Origin of the sequence: Candidatus Cryosericum hinesii (assembly GCF_003570985.1) — a bacterium.
Taxonomy (GTDB): Bacteria; Caldisericota; Caldisericia; order Cryosericales; family Cryosericaceae; genus Cryosericum; species Cryosericum hinesii.
In genome coordinates this window covers 245-21,287 of the sequence record NZ_QXIW01000002.1, presented here as the reverse complement: position 1 = coordinate 21,287, position 21,043 = coordinate 245, and the positions used below count along the sequence as shown (strand labels likewise).

14 protein-coding genes and 1 pseudogene are annotated in these 21,043 nt (G+C 55.1%); 13 read left to right on the top strand and 2 right to left on the bottom strand.

Translation table 11 applies throughout. The features are described 5' to 3' along the window. Both SMC3_RS00225 and SMC3_RS00220 read right to left on the bottom strand, forming a co-directional pair. The gene (locus tag SMC3_RS00225) at window positions 1-981 is read right to left on the bottom strand and encodes an ROK family protein (protein ID WP_119089696.1); all 981 of its coding nucleotides are present in this window, start codon (window positions 979-981) and stop codon (window positions 1-3) included. A gap of 93 nt (window positions 982-1,074) precedes the next feature. After that, window positions 1,075-2,295, bottom strand: a complete 1,221-nt coding sequence (locus SMC3_RS00220; protein ID WP_119086733.1) for an ROK family transcriptional regulator — start codon at window positions 2,293-2,295, stop codon at window positions 1,075-1,077. 230 nt (window positions 2,296-2,525) lie between these two features. On the opposite strand from SMC3_RS00220, the gene pheS reads away from it, so the two are divergent. From pheS to SMC3_RS00150, 13 genes and pseudogenes are all read left to right on the top strand, one after another. Continuing rightward, window positions 2,526-3,530: a phenylalanine--tRNA ligase subunit alpha gene (gene pheS, locus SMC3_RS00215; protein WP_119089695.1), complete on the top strand. Its 1,005-nt coding sequence runs from the start codon at window positions 2,526-2,528 to the stop codon at window positions 3,528-3,530. A gap of 9 nt (window positions 3,531-3,539) precedes the next feature. Further along, on the top strand, window positions 3,540-5,969 hold the full coding sequence (gene pheT, locus SMC3_RS00210) for a phenylalanine--tRNA ligase subunit beta (RefSeq protein WP_119089694.1): 2,430 nt from the start codon (window positions 3,540-3,542) through the stop codon (window positions 5,967-5,969). Further along, a complete protein-coding gene (locus SMC3_RS00205) occupies window positions 5,966-8,338 on the top strand; it encodes an endonuclease MutS2 (RefSeq protein ID WP_119086730.1) in 2,373 nt (790 codons plus the stop codon). The genes pheT and SMC3_RS00205 overlap by 4 nt, the downstream gene beginning before the upstream one ends. Window positions 8,339-8,349: 11 nt before the next feature. Further along, window positions 8,350-10,860, top strand: coding sequence for an exonuclease domain-containing protein (locus tag SMC3_RS00200; protein WP_119124170.1), 2,511 nt, complete (start codon window positions 8,350-8,352; stop codon window positions 10,858-10,860). Window positions 10,861-11,183: 323 nt separating this feature from the next. Further along, the gene (locus SMC3_RS00195; protein ID WP_119086728.1) at window positions 11,184-11,981 is read left to right on the top strand and encodes a serine hydrolase; all 798 of its coding nucleotides are present in this window, start codon (window positions 11,184-11,186) and stop codon (window positions 11,979-11,981) included. After that, on the top strand, window positions 11,978-13,084 hold the full coding sequence (locus SMC3_RS00190) for a mandelate racemase/muconate lactonizing enzyme family protein (RefSeq protein ID WP_119086727.1): 1,107 nt from the start codon (window positions 11,978-11,980) through the stop codon (window positions 13,082-13,084). The genes SMC3_RS00195 and SMC3_RS00190 overlap by 4 nt, the downstream gene beginning before the upstream one ends. Beyond that, entirely contained in the window at window positions 13,081-13,905 is an 825-nt protein-coding gene (locus SMC3_RS00185) for a M55 family metallopeptidase (protein WP_119086726.1), read from the top strand. Before SMC3_RS00190 ends, SMC3_RS00185 begins: the two co-directional genes overlap by 4 nt. Window positions 13,906-13,957: 52 nt before the next feature. Further along, a complete protein-coding gene (locus SMC3_RS00180; RefSeq protein WP_119086725.1) occupies window positions 13,958-14,791 on the top strand; it encodes an NlpC/P60 family protein in 834 nt (277 codons plus the stop codon). Then, window positions 14,788-15,729, top strand: a complete 942-nt coding sequence (locus tag SMC3_RS00175) for a S66 peptidase family protein (protein WP_119086724.1) — start codon at window positions 14,788-14,790, stop codon at window positions 15,727-15,729. The genes SMC3_RS00180 and SMC3_RS00175 overlap by 4 nt, the downstream gene beginning before the upstream one ends. Before the next feature lie 109 nt (window positions 15,730-15,838). Then, window positions 15,839-17,759, top strand: a pseudogene (locus SMC3_RS09660) (ABC transporter substrate-binding protein). Between the two features lie 55 nt (window positions 17,760-17,814). Further along, window positions 17,815-18,738 carry an ABC transporter permease gene (locus SMC3_RS00160; RefSeq protein ID WP_119086722.1) on the top strand — a complete coding sequence of 308 codons (924 nt, stop codon included), beginning with the start codon at window positions 17,815-17,817 and terminating at the stop codon, window positions 18,736-18,738. Window positions 18,739-18,847: 109 nt separating this feature from the next. Beyond that, entirely contained in the window at window positions 18,848-19,681 is an 834-nt protein-coding gene (locus tag SMC3_RS00155) for an ABC transporter permease (RefSeq protein ID WP_119086739.1), read from the top strand. A gap of 77 nt (window positions 19,682-19,758) precedes the next feature. Further along, window positions 19,759-21,043, top strand: a 1,285-nt coding sequence (locus SMC3_RS00150; protein ID WP_119089691.1) for a C69 family dipeptidase, incomplete at its 3' end; no start/stop codon positions are given.

Genomic DNA, 21,043 nt, shown 5'->3' with positions numbered 1-21,043 from the left:
TTACGTCGAGTAGACAGTCTGCCCTTTGAGAAGCTGATCCGCGAGAAGAGCCGCACCAACGGCGGCAGCATCGTTCCTATAGTGTGCCATCGAGAATTCGATGCCCTCAAACAGGAGCGGCAGAGAACGCCGCTGAGCAACGCGCTTCATTTCGTCCATGAGCAGCCCTGACTCGGCAACTCCGCCGCCCAGCACGACCATATCCGGGTCGAGCGTGTTGATGAGTGCCGCAGCCGCCCGGCCAAGGTCGCGGGCCGCCCGCTTGAAGGCTTGTTGTGCCAGTAGATCTCCATGATGAGCAAACTCGGAGATTGTCCGGGCTGACGCTGCGTCTTTCATCGTCATGAGACTCTTCGACCCCTTAGCCAGTGCGCTCTCGACATACCGCTCGATACCGGTTCCGGAAGCAGTGGTCTCGAGGCAGCCATGACGGCCACAGCCGCACAGCAGGCCACGGTCGATCATGGGAAGGTGCCCTATCTCGCCTGCAAAGCCGTGGCGACCAACATACAGGTGCCCGTCGACAATGAACGCTCCGCCAACACCAGTCCCGACAGAGAACATCACGACATTGCGGCGACCGACGGCAACCCCGCTGACCCACTCGGCGAAGAGCGCACAGTTGGCATCGTTTTCCAGATACGCCGGGGCACCGGTGAACCCACCGACGATATCAGCAAGCGCCACATCTCGCACGCCAGGCATATTGGGAGGAAACAGGAGCACGCCATGCTTCTGGTCGACCATGCCGGCACACCCGATACCCGTACCCATGATGGCAACCCCTGTATCTGCCGCCCGCCGACAGAGGTCACCCATCCCTTGCAGGATGAGCTCTGAGAACTCCCGACTGGACCGGGCAGCATATGGCAATACCACCCTGTATGCAATGGCATCACCCGACCAGAGGATGAACGTAACCTTGGTCCCACCTATGTCCACACCTGCTACGGTGCGCACCGTCGCCCTTGATGTGCCCATGTCGCCAACCTCTCAATCAATTTCGTATGCGACGTTAATATTCAAGTTATTGTAGGATGACAGCATGACCTGTCAAGCCGTCGAGCAAGACCCTCAGTGACGGCGTTCCTCTCGAACGGTCAGAAAATCATACGGGCTCTCGAGGAAATCGTCCAGCACGACCGTCATCGCCCCAAGAAGAGTGCTGTTTTCAGACAAGGAGGACAGCGTGATAGAGACCTGATCGGCGACATGGTAGAAGCAACGTTCGGCGATGATGCGTTTCATGGGCTCCAGAATCGGGGCACCCAGAGCCGCCACCTGGCCCGTCACAATGATACGCTGAGGAGCAAGGAGGTTCACCAGATTGACCATGGTATATCCAATGAGCTCTCCCTTCTCTTTCAGAACCCCCAGCACCTTGGCGTCTCCCTCGGCAGCCAGTTGCTGAAGCTCCGCAAACGACAGCTGCCGACCCACCTGAGCGGAAGCGTCTTCGAGAATGCCGCGCAGTCCGGCATATAATTCGACACACCCGCGGTTCCCACAGTCACACCATTTCCCGTGGCGACGGTCAACCGACGTATGGCCGATTTCGCCCGAGACTCCGAAGTTGCCCGTGTACAAGCGCCCTCCGGCGATGATGCCGGCGCCGATACCATAGCCAAGGTGCACTAGCACAAAATCGGACGTATCACGACCTTGACCAAAGAACTTTTCGGCAACGGCTTCAGCGTTCGCATCATTGATAACGAATGTTGGAAAACCGAAGCGCGTCTGCAGCAGCTGCCGGGCCTGGAGGTTGCGGATCGAAGGAAAGTTCGGGACACTGATGACGACGCCCGCCTCAGAGTTGATGAGGCCGGGCGCGGAGAAACCCACCCCGATAACCTTGATACCCCGGTGACGGTTCAACAGTTCCTGCACGGTCTCCAGCACTCTCTCGAACTCCGTCTTGATAGAGCTCTTGGGATCGATGGTCCGCTCTGTATGGTCAAGAATGCCACCACCCAAGTCCATAAGTGCAGTTCGGACATGCGCCCATGAAAAATCGATGGCCACAATATAGCGCGACCTCCCGTTGAAGTGCAGTACGACCGGTTTGCGCCCTACTCCCACACTCGCTCCCGGCGATTCGGTGACGACACCACGCTCGACAAGAAAGGAGACGATGCGTGAGACCGTCGGAGCGGTGAGCCCTGTAAGTCTGACCAGATCCGCCCGCGAAATGTCGTTTGTCTCATGAACGGTTCGGAGGATACTCGAGGTATTCTCCGCCTTGATACTGGTCTGGTTCTTGCCAATGTGTTCGCTTGCCCTGGACTTTGTAACCATGACATCTCCTCGTTGCAGCAATATGCGCAGACCTCTACCAAGAGCAAGTATAGCAGCAATCCCGTGAGAGTCGCAACAGCGGCGCCAGCCAGCCCGTCTTGGACCGATGCAACGCCCCCGCGCTTGTCTCCAAGCGACTCGTGTGAACTGCACACACGCTTGTAAACAGCGCGAATCAACGTACAATTTGTATGATAATTGCTTGATTGACACTGAACGAGGAGCAGCACATGCCAAGCACGATAGACGAAATTCGTACAGCCTTGGAGACGCGGTTGACTGCCACTCGCGATGCTCAGGACGTTCGAAATGCACAGATCGAATACCTGGGAAAGAAGGGCACGGTCACGGCGTTGCTCAAACAGATCTCCGGTGTGGCCGAGGACCAGCGCAGACAGTTCGGTGAGCAAGTCAACGCACTCAAGCAATGGGCAGCGCAAGCGATCGAGCAGAAACTGTCCGATCTGTCTTCCAAGGCACACAGGTATGACATCGACTTTTCTCTGCCGGGGCAGCTCATGCCTGCCGGCAAGAAACATATCCTCACGCAAGTCGAGGAGGAGGTCGAGTCTGTCTTCCTTTCCATGGGATTCGATATAGAAGAGGGCCCGGAGATCGAGCAGGAATATTACAATTTTGAGGCGCTCAACATCCCCGCGGACCACCCCGCACGCGACATGCAGGACACGTTCTACCTGGCGCCCGGCATGCTTCTGCGTACGCACACGTCGCCTATTCAGGTCCGGACGATGAAACGCGAAAATCCGCCTATACGGATGATTGCCACCGGCAGATGCTATCGCCGCGACGCGATAGATGCAAGCCACACTCCCGTGTTCACGCAAGTCGAAGGTCTCGTCGTCGACAAGGGCATCACATTCGCGGACCTGAAGGGAGTACTCCAGGAATTCGTGAGAGGAGTATTCGGCTCATCCACCAACGTCAAGCTCCTTCCTTCATTCTTCCCGTTCGTCGAGCCGGGCGCTGAGACCGCAATCTCCTGTCCCATCTGCGGTGGCAAGGGTTGCCCAACCTGCAAGAACTCCGGATGGATCGAGATGGGCGGCTCAGGCATGGTCCACCAGAACGTACTGCAGGAGGTCGGATACGATACCAGCATCTACCAGGGATTTGCGTTTGGGTGGGGTATCGAGCGGATAGCCATGATCAAATATGGCATTCGTGACATTCGCATGTTCTACGACAACGACCTGGATTTCCTGGGTCAGTTCTGAGGTGACTGGATGAGAGTCAAGCTTTCTGCGCTGCACGCCGCGATTGATTTTGACTACACCCCCGAGGAACTGGTCACAAAACTGGGCGACGTCGGCATTGAAATCGAATCGACGGAGAGCACCGCTGCCACGTTCAAAGACGTCTTCGTTGCACGGGTCATGCATACTGCACTCCACCCGACACACCACAGGCTTCAGCTCGTAGACCTCGACCTCGGTCCGCGCGGAACGACCAGTGTATGCACGGCCGCCACCAACGTCCGCGAGGGCGACATCATCCCAGTGGTGATTCCAGGTGGCAGGACTGCCGACGGCATGGACATTGCAACGCGCATGTTCGGCACCGTAGAATCGTTCGGTATGCTCTGCTCCTGGAAGGAACTGGGGCTCGACGGTGACCTCCTGTCCTCCGAAGAGAAGGAAGGTATCCTGCATCTGGGGTCGGGAGCGATTGTCGGGAGCCTCTTCGAGGAAGCCTGGCCTATAGGAGACACCGCCTTCGAGGTGAGCGTCACACCTGACCGGGGCGATGCCCTATCGGTTCTCGGATTGGCCCGGTGGATCGAAGTGCTCAAGGCAAGAGATGCGGATCAACCATTCGATATGGGCGACATCAAACTGCCGCTGCCCTCAACCCTCCCACACGCCCGGAACGACGGAGACCTGGCTGTAACAATCAACGACCAGTCCCTGTGCAGTTCCTACATCGGTGTCCTGGTACAGGATGTTGCCTCTGGCCCATCGAGTCACGCTTTCCGGACTCAGCTTTACCAGTTGTGCGTCCGCCCTGTCAGCAGGATTGTCGATATGACCAATCTCTGTCTGAAACAATACGGACAGCCGACTCATGCGTTTGACTACGACCGCCTTCAGGAGCATCGTATCATTGTGCGGACATCTCTGCCCGGCGAGACCATTGTCACACTGGACGGCGTGGTGCGCTCCCTCGAACCAGGAACGCTCGTCATCGCAGATGCTGCCGTTCCAGTGGCCGTCGCCGGCGTCATGGGCGGACTGACATCCAGCGTCACGGCTGCGACGACCCGCATCGTCTTCGAGATCGCACACTTCGATCCGAGAGCAGTCGCACACGCAAGCAGGCACCTCGGCATCAAGTCAGATGCAGCTTATCTCTACGAGCGTGGCACCGATCCAGGGCTCACTGTCAGCGCCGTCCCTTCGGTTCTATCGGCACTCGTCCGCGAGCAGTGTCTTGGTTCTTACGTCTCGTGTGTTGCTTCTGCTGGAATTCCTGTTCCTGCGAAGCCACCGCTGAGCCTCGATCTGGATCGGGTGAATGGCTACCTGGGTTCCAACCTCGACGCTGCAGACATGCAACGACTCTTCGGCTATGAAGGAATCACATCGTCGATCACGGGAACAACTCTATCGGTGACACCACCATCGTTCCGTGGCGACCTGACATCCTGGCCGGAATATGTCGAAGAGATCGTCAGAATGGAGGGGTATAACGAGTTCCCCTCGCACACGCCGAACCTCGTCCTGCGCCGCGGTTCAGAGTCTCCCCTCAAAGCCCTCTGTAAGCGCCTGCGTCAGATTCTCGTCGGCATTGGGCTCGTTGAATCATGCACTGTCAGTTTTGTGCGGGAGAGCACGGTAACCGCGATGGGCCTGCCTCCGGCACCACTCCTGCTCAACCCGCTCACCGTAGACTGGGATGCTCTGCGCCCCACAATGGCTGTCGGCCTTGCAGGAGCCGCGGTGCGAAACCTGTCGCGAGGCCGCGAGGGCTTCGCCTCGTTCGAGATTGGCAAAACGTTCAGCGTTCGCGACCAGTCGTTCGACGAGGAGACGAGACTTGGCATTCTTCTTACAGGCAAGTGGCAAGATGCGAACTGGACGACGCCCGCCGCCAGCACCAGCATCTTTGTGCTGAAGGGCATCATCGAGTCAGTTCTTCGCGATCTGCATGTGTCCTGTAACGTCGTGTCATCGGATAGTGCAATCCTGGAGACTGGTGCAAGCGTCCTGGTTTCCTCGGAAACCATGGCACTGGGTACACTCGGCATTCTCAGGCACGACGTCGGTGCTCTCCTGGGTCTGGAACGAGACACGTTCTACGCCGAGTTTTCCGTTGATGCCCTGCTAAAGAGCATTCCAGCTATCGGTTTCAAGGAGTTTTCCAGGTTCCCATCAATCCGGCGTGACATCGCTGTCCTGGTGGACAGTAGCATGACAGCCGGCCAAGTGCAGGCGATCCTCACTGAACATGGCGGCCCTCTGCTCAAGAAAATTGTGGTGTTTGACAGTTTCCAGGGGGACAGTCTACCGACAGGCAAGAAGAGCGTGGGCTTCTCGATGGAGTTTGCCTCACCCGATCGAACACTATTGGGCGATGAGGTCGATGTCCTTGTCAGTTCCGTCGAAGCCGCCCTCGCAACTCGTGTAGGGGGCATACTACGAAGAACCCGGGTATAGAAACTCAGCAGGCGATTCGCACATACACATACGGCAAGGTCGGTTTCGACCGTATCCAGGAGGCCTTGGCATCTCAGGCCGAGTCGGCGCTGGGTGCCGAAGAATCACGTGCACTCGCTCCGCTCGATAGCATTGATGCCATCAGGGCAGCTCAGACCGAGACCGATGAAGCGTCTTCATATCTGGAGCGGTTCGGTGATTTGACCCTCAGCAACCTCCTTGACGTGAGGGCCGAGCTGGACAAAGCCAAGGTCCGTCTACAGCTCGCTGGGCACGAAGTGTGGAAGGTTTGCGTCGTCCTGAACGAGCTGTCACGTGTGCGAAAAGCGTTCGTGACGATCAAGGACCTCTATCCCTCGCTGTTCAGCATCTCCCAGGACGTCAAGCCGTTTTCGTCTCTCGCACAAGAGATAGAGCGATGTGTCAACCAGGATGGAGATATCCTCGACGACGCATCGATCAACATCGCCGCCATCCGTCGTGAGAAAATTGAGCTGCAGAAAACCATCAACAAGGTGCTCCAGGATATCCTCGGGAGCGAAACCTATGGCCGTGCCGTTCAAGACCGCATCGTTACGATGCGGAACGACAGGTACGTGATCCCGGTGAAACGAGAGTTCAAGGATGCAATTCAGTCGGTTGTCCACGACCAGTCCGACAGTGGCATGACCCTGTTTGTCGAGCCCACACGGGTGATCGACCTCAACAATCGGCTGCAGATTCTGCAGTCCGACGAGAAGAAGGAGATATCGCGCATCCTCCTCTACCTGACAGACCTCATCGCAAAGGCCGCTCCAGATGTCGAGAAATCGCTGAACGTGGCGGGCCACCTCGACTTCAGTCTGGCCAAGGGACGTCTGGCTCGATCGTGGAATGGCGTCAAGCCGTCGGTAAGCCCCAATCTGGAAACCAACCTGCGCAATGTCCGCAACCCATTCGTTACAGACTGCGTCCCGATCTCCTTCTCCATTGGCAAGGACTATTTCATGGTAGTCATCACCGGCCCAAACACGGGAGGCAAGACCGTTGCCCTGAAGACTCTCGGTCTTACCGTCCTCATAAGCAAAGCAGGTCTCTTTATCCCCGCTTCCGAGGGATGTACCGTTGGTCTTTATGACGAGGTTTTTGTCGACATCGGCGACGAACAGAGCATCGAGCAGAGTTTGTCAACGTTCTCGGCGCACATGTCGAACATCGTCCGCATCCTGGGACAGGCGACCCGGTACTCACTTGTCCTGCTCGATGAACTCGGCGTTGGCACGGATCCCGAGGAGGGTTCTGCGATCGCAACCGGTATCGTAGACTTCCTGTACCAGAAACGAGTCTCGACGGTCATCACCACGCACTACAGCAGCCTAAAGCTTCTTGCGTACCGCTACGACCAGATACGAAACGCGTCCGTTGGATTCGACGTCGAAACGCTTCGGCCGACCTACGAGCTCATCCTTGGCTCCCCGGGCGAAAGCCATGCGTTCACCATCTGTGAGAGACTCGGACTCCCTGAAGCTGTTCTTGTCCTCGCCCACGATGAGCTGAGCAACGAGCACAAAACGACCACCGAGTTGATGAGCCGTATCGTGACTGATTCTCAGGAGATCAGCCACACCAAGGACAGCCTGAACGTGAATCAGCAGGAACTGGAGAAGCTGCGGGACGATTACGAGGGAAAACTGGCTTTGCTTGAAGCAAACGAGAAACAGGAGCTCAAAGCAGCCCATGCTGAGGCTCAACGCATCGTCGACGAAGTCAGCAAGCGCATGGATGATTTGATGAGACAATATCAGGACAGCCTCAAGAACCAGCCACAGGCAGCCCGCGATGCCAAGCGGGAGGTCGAAGTGACGCGCGACGAGCTTGTCCAGAAAGCGGAGCCGTATGAAGAGAAGCCTCCATTCACGCCCGTCGAAGAAATCGTGCCAGGTGATCTGGTCATCATTACCTCGGTCAACAAACAGGCCATCGTCATCGATGTCATGAAGGAGAAGCGCAAGCTTGTTCTCCAGTCGGGTTCCATGCGCACGACGGTGCCTGAAGCACAAGTGCGCAAGCTGACCGAACCCGAACTCAACTCCTATCAGAACCGCGCCATGCAATACAGTGGAGCGCGTGAACCGACGCTGCCGTTCGTTCCCATGAAGATCGACCTGCATGGGAGCCGTGTCGACGAGGCGCTCGAGAAACTCGACAAGTACATCGACGTGGCTTATCTCTCAGGCCTTTCATTCGTCTACATCTGCCACGGCAAGGGTTCGGGCATTCTGCGAAAGCAGATCCATGAATTCCTCAAGACCCTGCCAAGTATTGATCACTTCAGCTTTTCGAGCCCCGAAGAGGGTGGCGATGGGGTGACAATTGCCTACTTCAAATAGAAAGGAACCATTTGAAAAACGAACAGGAACTCGTTTTCTTCGATCTGGAAACAACAGGCCTCGATCAGGCTTCCGATCAAATCATCGAGATTGGTGCCGTCAAGGTACGCGGAGGCAAGGAGGTTGAACGATTTGAGCAGTTCTGTCGCCTGAAGGAAGGGGCGCGTCTGCCCGAATTTATCTCTGCCCTCACGGGGATAACTCCTCTTGACCTCGAACCGGCAGAACCCGTAAATCAGGTTGTCGACCAGTTCCTGCAGTTTGCGGGTGGCAGTCCATTGCTGGCGCACAACTCCAGCTTTGATGAAGGTTTCCTGCGCAGAGCACTGCACGGTCAGCTCGCGAACCCAGTGTTTGACACCTTGGAGCTCGCACGCATCTTTTTCCCAGACCTGCAGAGTCATAGTCTTGTTGCGTTGGTCGACTCGCTCGACATCAAGAAGGAGGAAGCTCACAGGGCTCTCGGAGACAGTCTCTCGTTGTTTCGTTTCTACCGAAAACTGAAGGACAAGATCGCGCAGTCTGCACTCCCCGATGCCATCGTGCAGCGAATCCAGCTTCTCTATCCGGTCGTGGCAGACCTGGGGCTGCTGGACACTGGCGATACCAGGGCGACGGTTCAGCCGTCTAAGATGACAGGCCTGGAAGCTGTTTTGACGGACCTCGATCTTTCCCGTCTGCCACACCTGAAGGCTCTGAAGCCAGGCGTTGCCAGCGACACAGCCTCTCCAGAGATGGCGTTGCTGACTTCCGGCCGCGATGTCCTCCTGCAATGTGAACCCCAGTCACTTCGAGCCCGATACCTTGGGGATATCCAGGCATCCGCACGCCCCGGCGCCGTGCTGCTGCGCGCGCCTGCAGCCATCGAACCACTCCTGGAGGACGCGCGACCTGGAGACGCGCGACCGCTCTGGATATCGCAGGAGAGCCCCAACAACCTTGTCTGTCTCATGCTGCTCGATGGAGCGACCCACAGTGCTACCATGCGTCGCGAATTCGGCTTTGAGCTCTCGGCTCTCATCGTCTATGAATGGGAGACACGCTCAGTCTTTATCCCGGGCATGCCGTTGTTCCTGAAGAAGTCCCGCCTTGTCAATCACATATCCGCAGCTCACTGCCAGCTCGAGTCGAGCTGTCCGTTTCATGATGTGTGTCCCGTCCGGGAATCGCTGGCCCGTGCGCGCGTCGCCCACCTCCATGTAACCGACCTCGCCGAGGCACCACATGTATTCCATGAACTTGGCGAGTCGACACCGGTCCTGGTCTCTTCACCTGAAACTGAGAAACTCATGAGTGACGTACTCGACGTACCTGAGGTACAGGTCACCTCGATCATGCTGCGCATTATCGCCGGTGTTGCAGGCGAACGAGACGAAGTTCCAGGTCTTGCTATTGTGGCCAGCCTTGCTACACGCGCCGGAACCCTCCTCGAGGAGCTCTACGTGCATGTGACCCACCAGGAAAACGCCGGGGTCCGAGGGCGCATCGCAATCGGCGAAACGCTCTGGTCTGCCAGCGAGTTCGCAGCGCTCAGATCCACGGCAGACGCAATGGTGGAGGCCTTCGCGAACGCAGGGGAGACACTGCCCGCTACGATGCGAATGGCATACCTGACGCAGTGTCGTGACCTTGCTTCTGTTCTGAACAATGCAGACAACCCTGCCTACGCCGTATGGATGGAACGTCAGGGTCAGGAGATCATGCTGGCGAGTACCAGGACGGTCCTTGCCTCACGCATCCGAGCGTGCAACGCCCACGTCCAGTTCCTCCTCGCCGGGACGAGCGTATGTCCTGCCGGTGACGAGCGATTTCTGCCCGAGACATTCGGCCTCACAGGTTCCGAGGCCCCCGCCGTTGTCGTCGACCGTGAGCCGGACGGCCCTCGCATCCCCACGTTTGTGACACTGCACCTGCCAAAGCCAAACGAGTCCGGATTTGAAAAGAACGGCGCCCGTCTCATTGCCGAAACGATGAGACGCTTTCCCGGAAAAGCGATGGTCGCCTCGAACTCTCTCGAGACATTGCACCGCATGCAGTCGTTTCTTGCACGCGAACCTGGACTGGCCGAATACAGCCTGCTGCTTCCCAAGAATGGGCACACACGTACGCAGCTCCTGGAACAGTTTACCGGCCAGAACAAAGCCATTCTGCTCATCCCGTTCGATTACCTGAGCTTCGGCGACATCATATCGGCAAAGTTCCTGTTTGTCACCAAGTTGCAGTTTCCCAACTCGTTCCTTCCAACGGTGACACGCCTCAAACAAGCGCTCAAAGAGAAGCGGGGTGATACCTTCCGGCAGTTCGATCTGCCCTATGCCCTTGCCCTGCTGCAATATACACTGCACCAGATGGATCCTCACACGCTTCGCAGCGTCTTCATGCTGGACAACCGGAGTTTCAGCTCAGCCTACGCAGATCGTATCCGGACTGTCCTGCCGACGCCATCGCTGTTTCTGCCTATGGAAAACCAGGAGAGCCTCTTGCAGCATCTCGACCGCTGGATACGCAACCAGACTCTCTGAAGCATTCGTCACCCCTCGTAGAAGAACCGCACCTCGGCGTCCGGCAGCCTCCCAGAGGAACACCCACGTACAGACAGTGAGTCCTGTCTGTACGTGTTCGCGTTATGCAGTAATGAATGTGCTTGAGTATGGGCAGCATTTCCGCATGCTGTACACCAATTGACATCTGCACAGGTAAATGCTCGCTGTGTGCTGCTCAAAAGCATATCGAAGTAAAGTTCGCTTTTTGAAGCTGAGCACAGAGCTCTTGCAAATAAACCCAGCGCGCTATAGCATAGGCAGGAAGAGAGATGAAATGATGTTGTAGTAGATGGTAGATTGTTATGCAAGGAGAAAGCATGCAAGACTGGCAGGAACAAGTACGCGTGCTGCTCGACGGTGCTCAGGGAAAATTTGGCGTCTATGCCGCAACACCGACAGTTCCTTTATTCGAGTATCAGGCTTCGAGCATATTCCCGTCGGCAAGTACCATCAAGGTGCTCATCATGGCCGAACTTCTTCGACAGGTCGAAGCAGGAACTCACGCCCTGACCGAACATCCTGTCCTTCCGACAGCACCAACAGGTGGATGCGGCATCCTCGAGTTCCTGAGTTCCGATTATCGCCCTGACCTTATGGATCTCCTTCATTTCATGATCTGCTCAAGTGACAATAAGGCTACAAATGTGCTCATCCACCTCACAGGAATAGATGCCGTCAATCAGCTGGCAGTGGACATCGGGATGACCAATACAAGGTTACGTCGTTTTATGATGGATACCGAATCAATTCAGCAAGACATTGATAATACGACGTCCCCAGCAGATATGGGGCGTTTCTTCAAATTACTTGCCTGCAACGAATTGGTCAGCTCGAAAGCGTCCGCCACAATGAAGACAATTCTCGGCCACCAGCAATTTGCGGACATCATGATGTTATTCTTGCCAGAAGGAATACGTGCTGAACACAAGACTGGCGGGCTTCCCGGATCGGTCCTCGATGTCGGACTTGTCTATGGTGCCAGGGATCCCCTCATCCTCTGTCTTATGGCGACACAACTGGCCAATAATGGCGAAGGAGCAATTATTCTTGGGAAAGTCGCTGCAATTGCCTATACAAGCGGAAAGGAGAAATACGTATGAGAATCGTTGCCATAAAATGTCTTTCAGTGAGCATTCCCCGGGTCAAAGAACTCAAGGTCGCATATGCGACACGAACAGTCTACAACGGAATTCTGTTGCAACTTGTTACCGACGCCGGCCTTATCGGGCTGGGAGAAGCAGCTCCCAATTTCGAAGTCTGCCATGAGACACTGGAGGGCACAACTCAAGCTTGCCGAGCTATGGCTCCCCTGGTCCGGGGTTCCAACCCACTCGCACGTGAGGCAATCCTCGAGAAACTCGAACCCTGGAGACACATTGCCGCGGCCGCACTGGCTGCCTATGACATCGCCCTGTGGGATCTTGCCGGCAAGAGCGCAGGGCTCCCCATCCGCGATCTCATCGGAGGATATCGACAAGCTATTCCAAATGAAATGACAATAGGCATCAAAGATCTTGCTGAAACAGTGGCAGAAGCAATGAGCATCAAAGCAAGCGGCATGTATGCCGAGATAAAGCTCAAGCTCGGGTTGGATCCCGATCTTGATGTCAAACGCGTCCATGCGGTTCGTGCAGCAGTAGGGCCCACGTTCCCGCTGCATGTCGACGCAAACCAGGGATATGACCGCGAAGGAGCTCTGCGTGTGCTGCAAGCACTGGCCGGAGCAGGAATCGATTTTGCCGAGCAACCCGTTCCTGCTGAAGACACAGAGTCCCTGCGGTGGGTAAGTGACCGCAGCCCCATCCCGATAACAGCCGATGAAGCCGTCCACACACCAGAGGATGCGCTGGCGTTGGTCGGTTCTCACGCGTGTTCCATGCTGAACGTCAAACTGCAGAAGGTTGGAGGTATTTCCCACGCACTCGACGTTCTGGCTATCGCACGAGCTGCAGGTATCCCCTGTATGATCGGGTGCATGACAGAAACTCCGGTCGGGATTGCGGCGGGAGCACACGTAGCATTGGGATCACCGGTCGTCACGCATGTCGATCTGGATGGAGGCGTAGATCTTGCATTCCAGCCAGCAACCGGTGGCATCGAGATACAAGGAGACCAGCTGACGGTTTCTGATCGCCCTGGTCTGGGAGTGGAACTCAACGATGAGTATCGTAATCGTTTTGCCAATGAGGAGGCTCTGCAATGAACATCTACATTTCGTGTGACATGGAAGGAGTGGACGGTATCGTCACGGAGAAACAGTCATCCCCCACCGGCCCGTTCTATGCGTTTGCCCGAGAACAGATCACGGAGGAGGTAAATGCGGCTGCGCAAGGCGCATTCGATGCTGGCGCCACTTCTGTTCTTGTGAACGATTCCCACTGGGACATGACGAATCTGCTTCCAGAGAAACTGGATCCTCGCATCGAGTACATCACTGGTTCAGCGAAGCCCCTGTCTATGATGCAGGGTGTGGATACTGGAATAGATGGTGTTTTTTTCATTGGATATCACTCTCGTGCCGGCACATGGAATTCTACCATCGTGCATACGTTCAGTGGTTGTGTTTCGCAGTTCAAGATCAATGGTAAGGTGTACGGTGAAACTGGTCTTAATGCAATGATTGCAGGCTGTTTTGGCGTTCCCGTCGTCATGATAAGCGGCGATCAGCATGTTGCAGAAGAGGCGCGTGAGTACCTTCCATGGATCCAGACGGCCGTCGTCAAGCAAGGTCAATCTGCCTACTGCGCCCGCCATCTCTCCGTTGCAAACGCACGTGAACTTATCCGCAAAACAGCAGCTGAAGCTGTTAAGATAATCCCCGAAGCCTGCGCTTACTTGCCGTCAGCCCCCTACCGGCTGGAAGTACAGTATCTTCAGGCTGGACAGGCTGACCGAGCGTCCATGATGCCCGGCTCCATGCGCCTGGATGGCACAACACTGGCATTCGACACTGCTGATTATCTTCAAGCATGGTTTGCTTTCTATACCATGACGGCGCTAGCCAGCCAGGCACCGATGGTGTAACGTTTCACTCACGTATCGCAGCTGCCACAAATCCACTATTTAAGGAGGACCCATGACCTTACAAAGAAAAGGCGTTATTACTGCCAACATTGCCAACATGTGTCATGATGCGAATGTCAAATCCGAGGTTGTCAGTCAGGCAGTCATCGGTACAACATGTACTGTGACATTGAACAAGAAGGGCTGGTACTATATTCAACTGCCAGACACCTATCTGGGTTGGATCCCCGCTGAAATGGCACGACTCTATACAAAGCAGGATCAGCCATATGCATCCCACGGTCATGTGGCCACAACCATCAATCTCTTTGCAAACATCAATGAGGGTCCATCAGTGGACTCACCACTTACGACAACAGTCACGATCGGGATAACACTCGAGGTACCGGACACGGTCACACAAGATGGATGGCTCCACGTACGCCTTCCCGATGGGCAAATCGGGTGGGTTCAGCAGGGAGATGTCATCATTGATAATGCCCCTCATCTGTTTCCACGAGGAAAACGCTCTAGCTTTGGGGCAACAGCAAAGAAGTTGCTTGGGTTGCCTTATCGATGGGGTGGGGTTTCACCGTTTGGGATCGACTGTTCAGGCCTGGCACAACTCGTATATCGCCTGAATGGTATCACAATTCTGCGTGATGCCGGGATTCAACGAGGCATGAAGGAATTTGCTCTTGTCTCGAAAGCAAAAATGCAGCCTGGTGATCTCATTTTCTTCGGTAATCCAGCTACGAAGAACGTCACTCATGTCGGCCTATGCATTGGCGCTGGAAAATTCATCCATGCGACCACGCATACACGCCCAGTTGTGCAAATAAGCAAGCTTGCTGACAAGCATTGGACCGACTTGTACATTGATAGCAGACACTGGGCCGGCAAATGACGGCAGTTCATCCACGTGCCCTCCGGCCCGATGCGACAATCGGGATTGTTGCCCCCGCCGGCCCTGATAATGAGGAGAAGCTTCAAGCCGGTATAACCTACCTGGAACGTCGGGGGTATCGGACTGTCGTCGGAACGCATGTGCATGATGCATATGGATATCTGGCAGGCTCCGATATCGCGCGCGCCGCAGATATCAACGAAATATTTGACCGAGACGATATCGACGCAATCATCTGCTCACGTGGAGGATACGGAGCAATGAGACTTCTGCCTCTCCTGGATTACCAGTGCATCCGTGCCAACCCAAAACCGTTCATGGGGTACAGCGACATTACGTCATTACATCTTGCATTCTGGAAAGAGGCACAGCTCGCAACATTCTATGGACCCATGGTATCCATTGACATCAATGATCACATGCGCCCCCTTGTTGAGCAAACAATGTGGCAATTGCTGACGGAGCCTTCATTTGCCGGCGAGCTCATGTACGATCGTGCATCCAATAACGTACGCGCCATGCTACCCGGCATCGCAGAAGGCGTCCTGGTCGGCGGCTGTATGACACTTGTCGAGGCGCTTCTCGGAACGCCGTGGCAGCTGGATTGCACAGGACGAATCCTGTTTCTTGAGGATGTAGATGAGGAATGGCATGATATTGACCGCATGCTCGCCCACCTAGCCCTTGCAGGAATTCTCCGAGATGCTACAGCTATTGTCATGGGAGAGATGGTAAACGTCCACAATTCTGACGAATCCAAACCATCTCTTCATCTCGCCGAACTCTATCGCGATTATCTGTCCGGCCTGGGTAAGCCTGTTCTTGTTGATTTTCCCAGTGGCCATGGAAAAGATATGACTCCATTGCCGCTGGGTTGTGCCGTACGTCTTGACGCCGGCGCTGCATCGATAAGACTGTTGGAAGCTGCTACCATTTAACATGAAGGAGGAATGATGAACAAAGGGCCTTAGATCGTTGCACCCATCCCAACGAGATCGTGCGGAAAAGGGAATCCAGAATTCTTATATCTGAGAGGAGGTACGATTCATGGAAGCAAAGAGAGTAATATCGCTCGTGCTCACAATTGCACTTGTTCTTGGCATCTGGGCTGCTCCCGTCAACGTTGCCGCAGACCAGGACGCAATTATTTCTATGACGATCGGTAGTACCAAGGCTTATGTCAACTTGGTTCCAAAAACGCTTGACCAACCTCCCGTCATTATCAATGGACGCACGATGGTCCCCTTCCGATTTATTGGCGAAGCACTAGACGCATTCGTCGATTACGATCCGACGAATAAGACTGTAAGTTACGTTCTTGAAGGGAATAATATCACCTTGAAAATAGGTTCCACGGCGGCAACAGTCAATGGGGTCAGCAAGACTCTGGAAGCCGCTCCTGTTATCCTGAAAACGGGGCGAACCGTTGTTCCGGTACGCTTCATCTCGGAAGCTATCGGTGCCACAGTTGGCTGGAATGCAACGACCCGCACGGTAAGTATCACGTTCAAGAAAGAAGCTGTTGTCATTGGCGGCATTCTGCATGACTACAACGGCGGAGATCTAGACGGCTTCGATCCACAATCCGGTACATCATTGCTCCTGTTCAATGCGTGTCGTCAGATCTATTCCAACCTTGTGACAGTGGGATACAAGGATTTCACGATCATGCCCGATGTGGCCAAATCGTGGGACACGTCAACAGATGGTAAAACCATCACCTTCCATCTCCGAAACGACATCTATTTCAACGATGGAACCAGGCTGACCGCCAACGATGTCAAGTTTACGTTTGAGCGCTGTTTTGATCCCAACGGCCCTGCTTATACCAGCGGCGTTCTCGACTACTATCTGACTCCTGTCAAGATTGTCGGCGGTCAGGCAAAAGCGGACGGGAAAGCCTCGACGGTTTCTGGAATCAAGGTTCTAGACGATTACACGATTTCCTTTACTCTTGAGCAACCCTTCGCTCCGTTCATCCAGATTCTTGCGATTCCGGCGTTCGGTATCCTTTCGGAGAAGGCTGTGACGCGGCTGGGAGATAACTACTTTGCTCATCCTGTCGGATCCGGTCCGTTCTATGTCAAGGAATGGCAGCGCGGCAGCCATATTTTGTATGCAGCCAATCTCAAGTACTTCAANNGTCCTCAAATTCAAAACGGGCGAGCTTGATGTTCTTTACCCACCCCTTGCACAATATGACGACCTGGTCAAGACCTATGCTACCAACGTCTACAAAACCGCAGATATGAGTTATTACCGCATTGATTTCAACATCAAACGGAAGGGCCCGCTTCAGGACATACGCGTCCGTCAGGCGATTGGCTATGCAATCAACCGCGAACAGATCCTCGCCAAGATCCTGAAAGGGCAGGGTTATCTTGCAAAAGGCATCTTCCCTCCAGGGCTACCCGCATATAACGCTACCCTCCCGGGGTTCAGCTACGACCTGGCCAAGGCAAAGCAACTCATGAAAGACGCTGGTTACGCCAATGGGTTCTCACTCGAGATGGTCATGCGGTCGGGGAGAATGGAGGACGAGCATCTAGCATTCCAGGAAGCCCTCAAACAGATTGGCATTACGGTAAACCTGACCAAGGTCGACAGCGCCACATACTGGCAGCTCCTGGGCGCCGGTCAAACCGACATTGCCTATCGGAACTGGTGGGCCGATTTTGCTGATCCCGACAATTTTACGGCTCCCTTGTTCCGCACAGGAGCTGACTCCGACATGGGGTGGGCAAAACCCGAATATGACGCAATCATCGACAAGGCAGCAAAGTTGACGCGTATGTCCGACCGCATTCCGCTGTACCAGGACCTGGAGAAGAAACTGATCTACCAGGACGTCGTGCAGTTCCCGCTCTGGAATACGATTACCACCGTCATCTTGAATCCTAAGGTGCGCAATTACTATTTGCACCCCTCCGGAGTCGTTGCCTACTACCCAGTTTATCTGGCACACTGACAAGGAAAATTCACCCGGCTGGGATTACCCAGCCGGGTGGTGCTACGGAGAAACCATGAGAAACTATATCATTCGCCGGTTGCTCCTGCTCATCCTGGTGCTGTGGGGAGTAACTCTGGTAACGTTCATCTTGATGCATGTTGTTCCGGGCGACCCAGCAAAAGTACTGCTGGGAAAGCTGTCAGGAAATGAAGTACTCGTTACAAAACTCCGACATCAACTTGGACTGGACAAACCTCTCGTCGTCCAGTATTTCGAATTCGTGAAAGGTATACTGCGTGGAAACCTTGGGAACTCGTACAAATTCAAGGCTTCGGTAATGTCACTTATCCTCGAGCGCATGCCGGCAACAATCAAACTGACGTTCGGCGCGCTTATCATAGGGCTTCTGATCGGCCTTTCATCTGGCATTATTTCGGCTGTGAGACGCTATTCCGTTTGGGATACCTTGAGCATGTTGTTCGCATTTATCGGCGTCTCAATGCCTGTTTTCTGGCTAGCGATGCTCCTGCAACTGCTGTTCGCCGTCAAACTCGGGTGGTTTCACGTCTCTGGTTTTGAAGGACTTCGTGATCTTGTCCTGCCTTCAGTCACACTGGGGCTTATCTATTCGGCCTCAATCGCGCGCATGACACGCTCTTCCATTCTCGAGGTAATCCGCATGGACTATGTGCGGACTGCACGTGCAAAAGGAGCACCAGAGCGAATAGTCTTTTCCCGACATGTCTTCCGGAATGCCCTCATCCCCATCGTTACTATGATCGGAATGCAATTCGGCGGGTTGCTTACCGGAGCTGCTTTAACAGAAACGGTCTTTCAGATACCAGGAGTTGGAAAATTGCTCATCAACAGCACTCTTGATCTCGACTACCCGATGATTCAGGGAGGGGTGATGTTCGTGGCCATTGTCTTCGTTCTCGTCAATCTGTTCGTTGACGTCCTCTATGCGTATCTTGATCCGACGATCCGTTATGATTAGCCCAAAACAGAACAAGTCAGAAACGGGTGGTGCGCCACTCGCTGAGGTTCAGGGAAAAGATGAAGAGCTTCTTGCCGCAGAAATCGAGGCAGAAACCCATCAGACATCGATGATCACGGATATCTGGCATCGTCTGAAAAAGCACCGGCTGGCAATGGCAGGACTTGCCATTATTGTCGTGCTGATTCTGACTGCCATCTTTGCCGGCGTTATTGCCCCCTACAGCTATCGGGACCAGAACCTTGACCAAGCCTTGCTGTCTCCCTCCCGTGATCATCTGTTTGGCACAGATCAGTTCGGGCGCGATCTATTCAGCCGCATCATCTACGGCAGCCGTATCTCCATCGCAGTTGCCTTTCTTCCCGTCATCGTGAGCGTAGGCATCGGTGTCCTTCTCGGGGCCATCTCCGGTTACTTCGGTGGCTGGATTGACCTACTGATCATGCGCCTGGCCGATATCATGTTTGCATTTCCAAGCCTTCTCTTCGCTATTGCCATCATCTTCGCCATCGGACGCGGAATTCTCAGTCTCTTTATTGCTCTCGCTCTCGTCGACTGGGCAGGAGATGCTCGACTGATCCGGGGTCAGGTGCTTTCCATACGATCCAAGGAGTACATTGAGGCAGCACGCGCCATCGGTATGAGTGACCAGCGCATTATCCTGCGTCATGTACTCCCCAATTGTCTTGCCCCCATCATCGTCACCGTATCCATGTCTATTCCAGGAGTCATCCTCACCGAAGCATCACTTTCGTTCATCGGACTCGGGGTACAACCTCCCACTCCAAGTTGGGGAGCCATTCTTAACGACGGTCAGCGATTCATAGGAAACGCTCCATGGATGGCATTCTTTCCTGGCGCCGCTATCTTCCTGACGGTTCTCGCCTATAACTTTCTCGGAGATGGTCTCAGGGATGCAATGGATCCCTTTCTCAAGAATTGAGTTCCGTCTGATCCTTCTATCGGGCACGGGTACCAGAACAGCGAGATCCCGATGCTGGTGCCCATTGGGGGCACAACATGTGTGATACGCTTGTAGCTCTTGATCCAATGACACTGAATGGCCATACGATGCTGGCAAAAAACAGCGACCGCGAACCGAACGAGGCCCAACTCCTGACGGTTTTGCCACACAGAACTCACCGAGAGCCGAGACTCAAGACAACCTACATCGACGTCGATCAGGTGCGGGAAACGAACGCCGTCCTGCTCTGCAGACCTTTCTGGATGTGGGGTGCCGAGATAGGCGTCAACGAATATGGTGTCGCCATTGGCAATGAGGCGGTCTTCACCCGTGGGGGATACGGCAAAACGGGACTGACCGGCATGGATTTGCTCAGGCTGGCTCTGGAACGCTGTGACAGTGCTCGCTCAGCTGTAGACATGATCATAACGCTGCTGGAACAATATGGCCAGGGTGGCAACTGTGGCTTCACCAAGCAGTTCTTCTACAACAACAGCTTCCTGGTCGCTGATACGACTGAGGCCTGGATCCTGGAGACGGTCGGAAAACAGTGGGCTCGCAAGCAGGTCAGCGGAACCGGGGCGATCTCCAACCTCCTGACGATCGGCTCCGACTGGGATGAGCTGTCGCCAGGTACCGAGGCCTTCGCCGAGCAGAAGCACCTGCGACGTGGCAAGGACAGGATGGATTTTGCAGCCTCGTTCTCGGACCCTCTGTTCACCAAGTTCTCCAGAGCAGGCGCGCGTCGTGCCAGCAGTCTCAGCGCTCTCGGTTCAGGCGCGCCGGCCACTGCAGCAACGATGAAAGCAGCGCTGCGTCGGCATGACGGCCCGGGCTATGCTCTCTCGGCAGGCAGTGTCGGTTCGGTGTGCATGCATTTTGGCGGTCTCGTAGGTGATCAGACTGTCGGCAGCATGGTGGCCGACCTTGACAAGTCAGGGCCCGTCGCGTGGGTCACTGGCGCATCGGCGCCGTGCATCGCTCTGTTCAAACCGATCGCACTGGATGCCGAAGGTGCCGGGATGTTCGGTGAGGACCAGCAGGAAGAGGCGCTCAACTACTGGCTCGAGAACGAGCACATCTCACGAAACCTGCAGAACAACTATGCCAAGAAACATGAGGCCATCGAGAAGTTGCGAGCCCCGCTCGAGCAGCGCTTCGAGGAGATGATGACAGATGCCGCACCGGAGTACCGAAAGCAAACTGCGCGAGAGTGCTTCGAGCTCGAGAAAGAGTACCGCGTTGCCGTCTGGAAAGCGATTGAGCCACTAGATCACCCGACGAGACACTCCCCCGTGTTCTCCATGCAATGGCGGCAGGAGAACAGAGAACTCGCCCGTC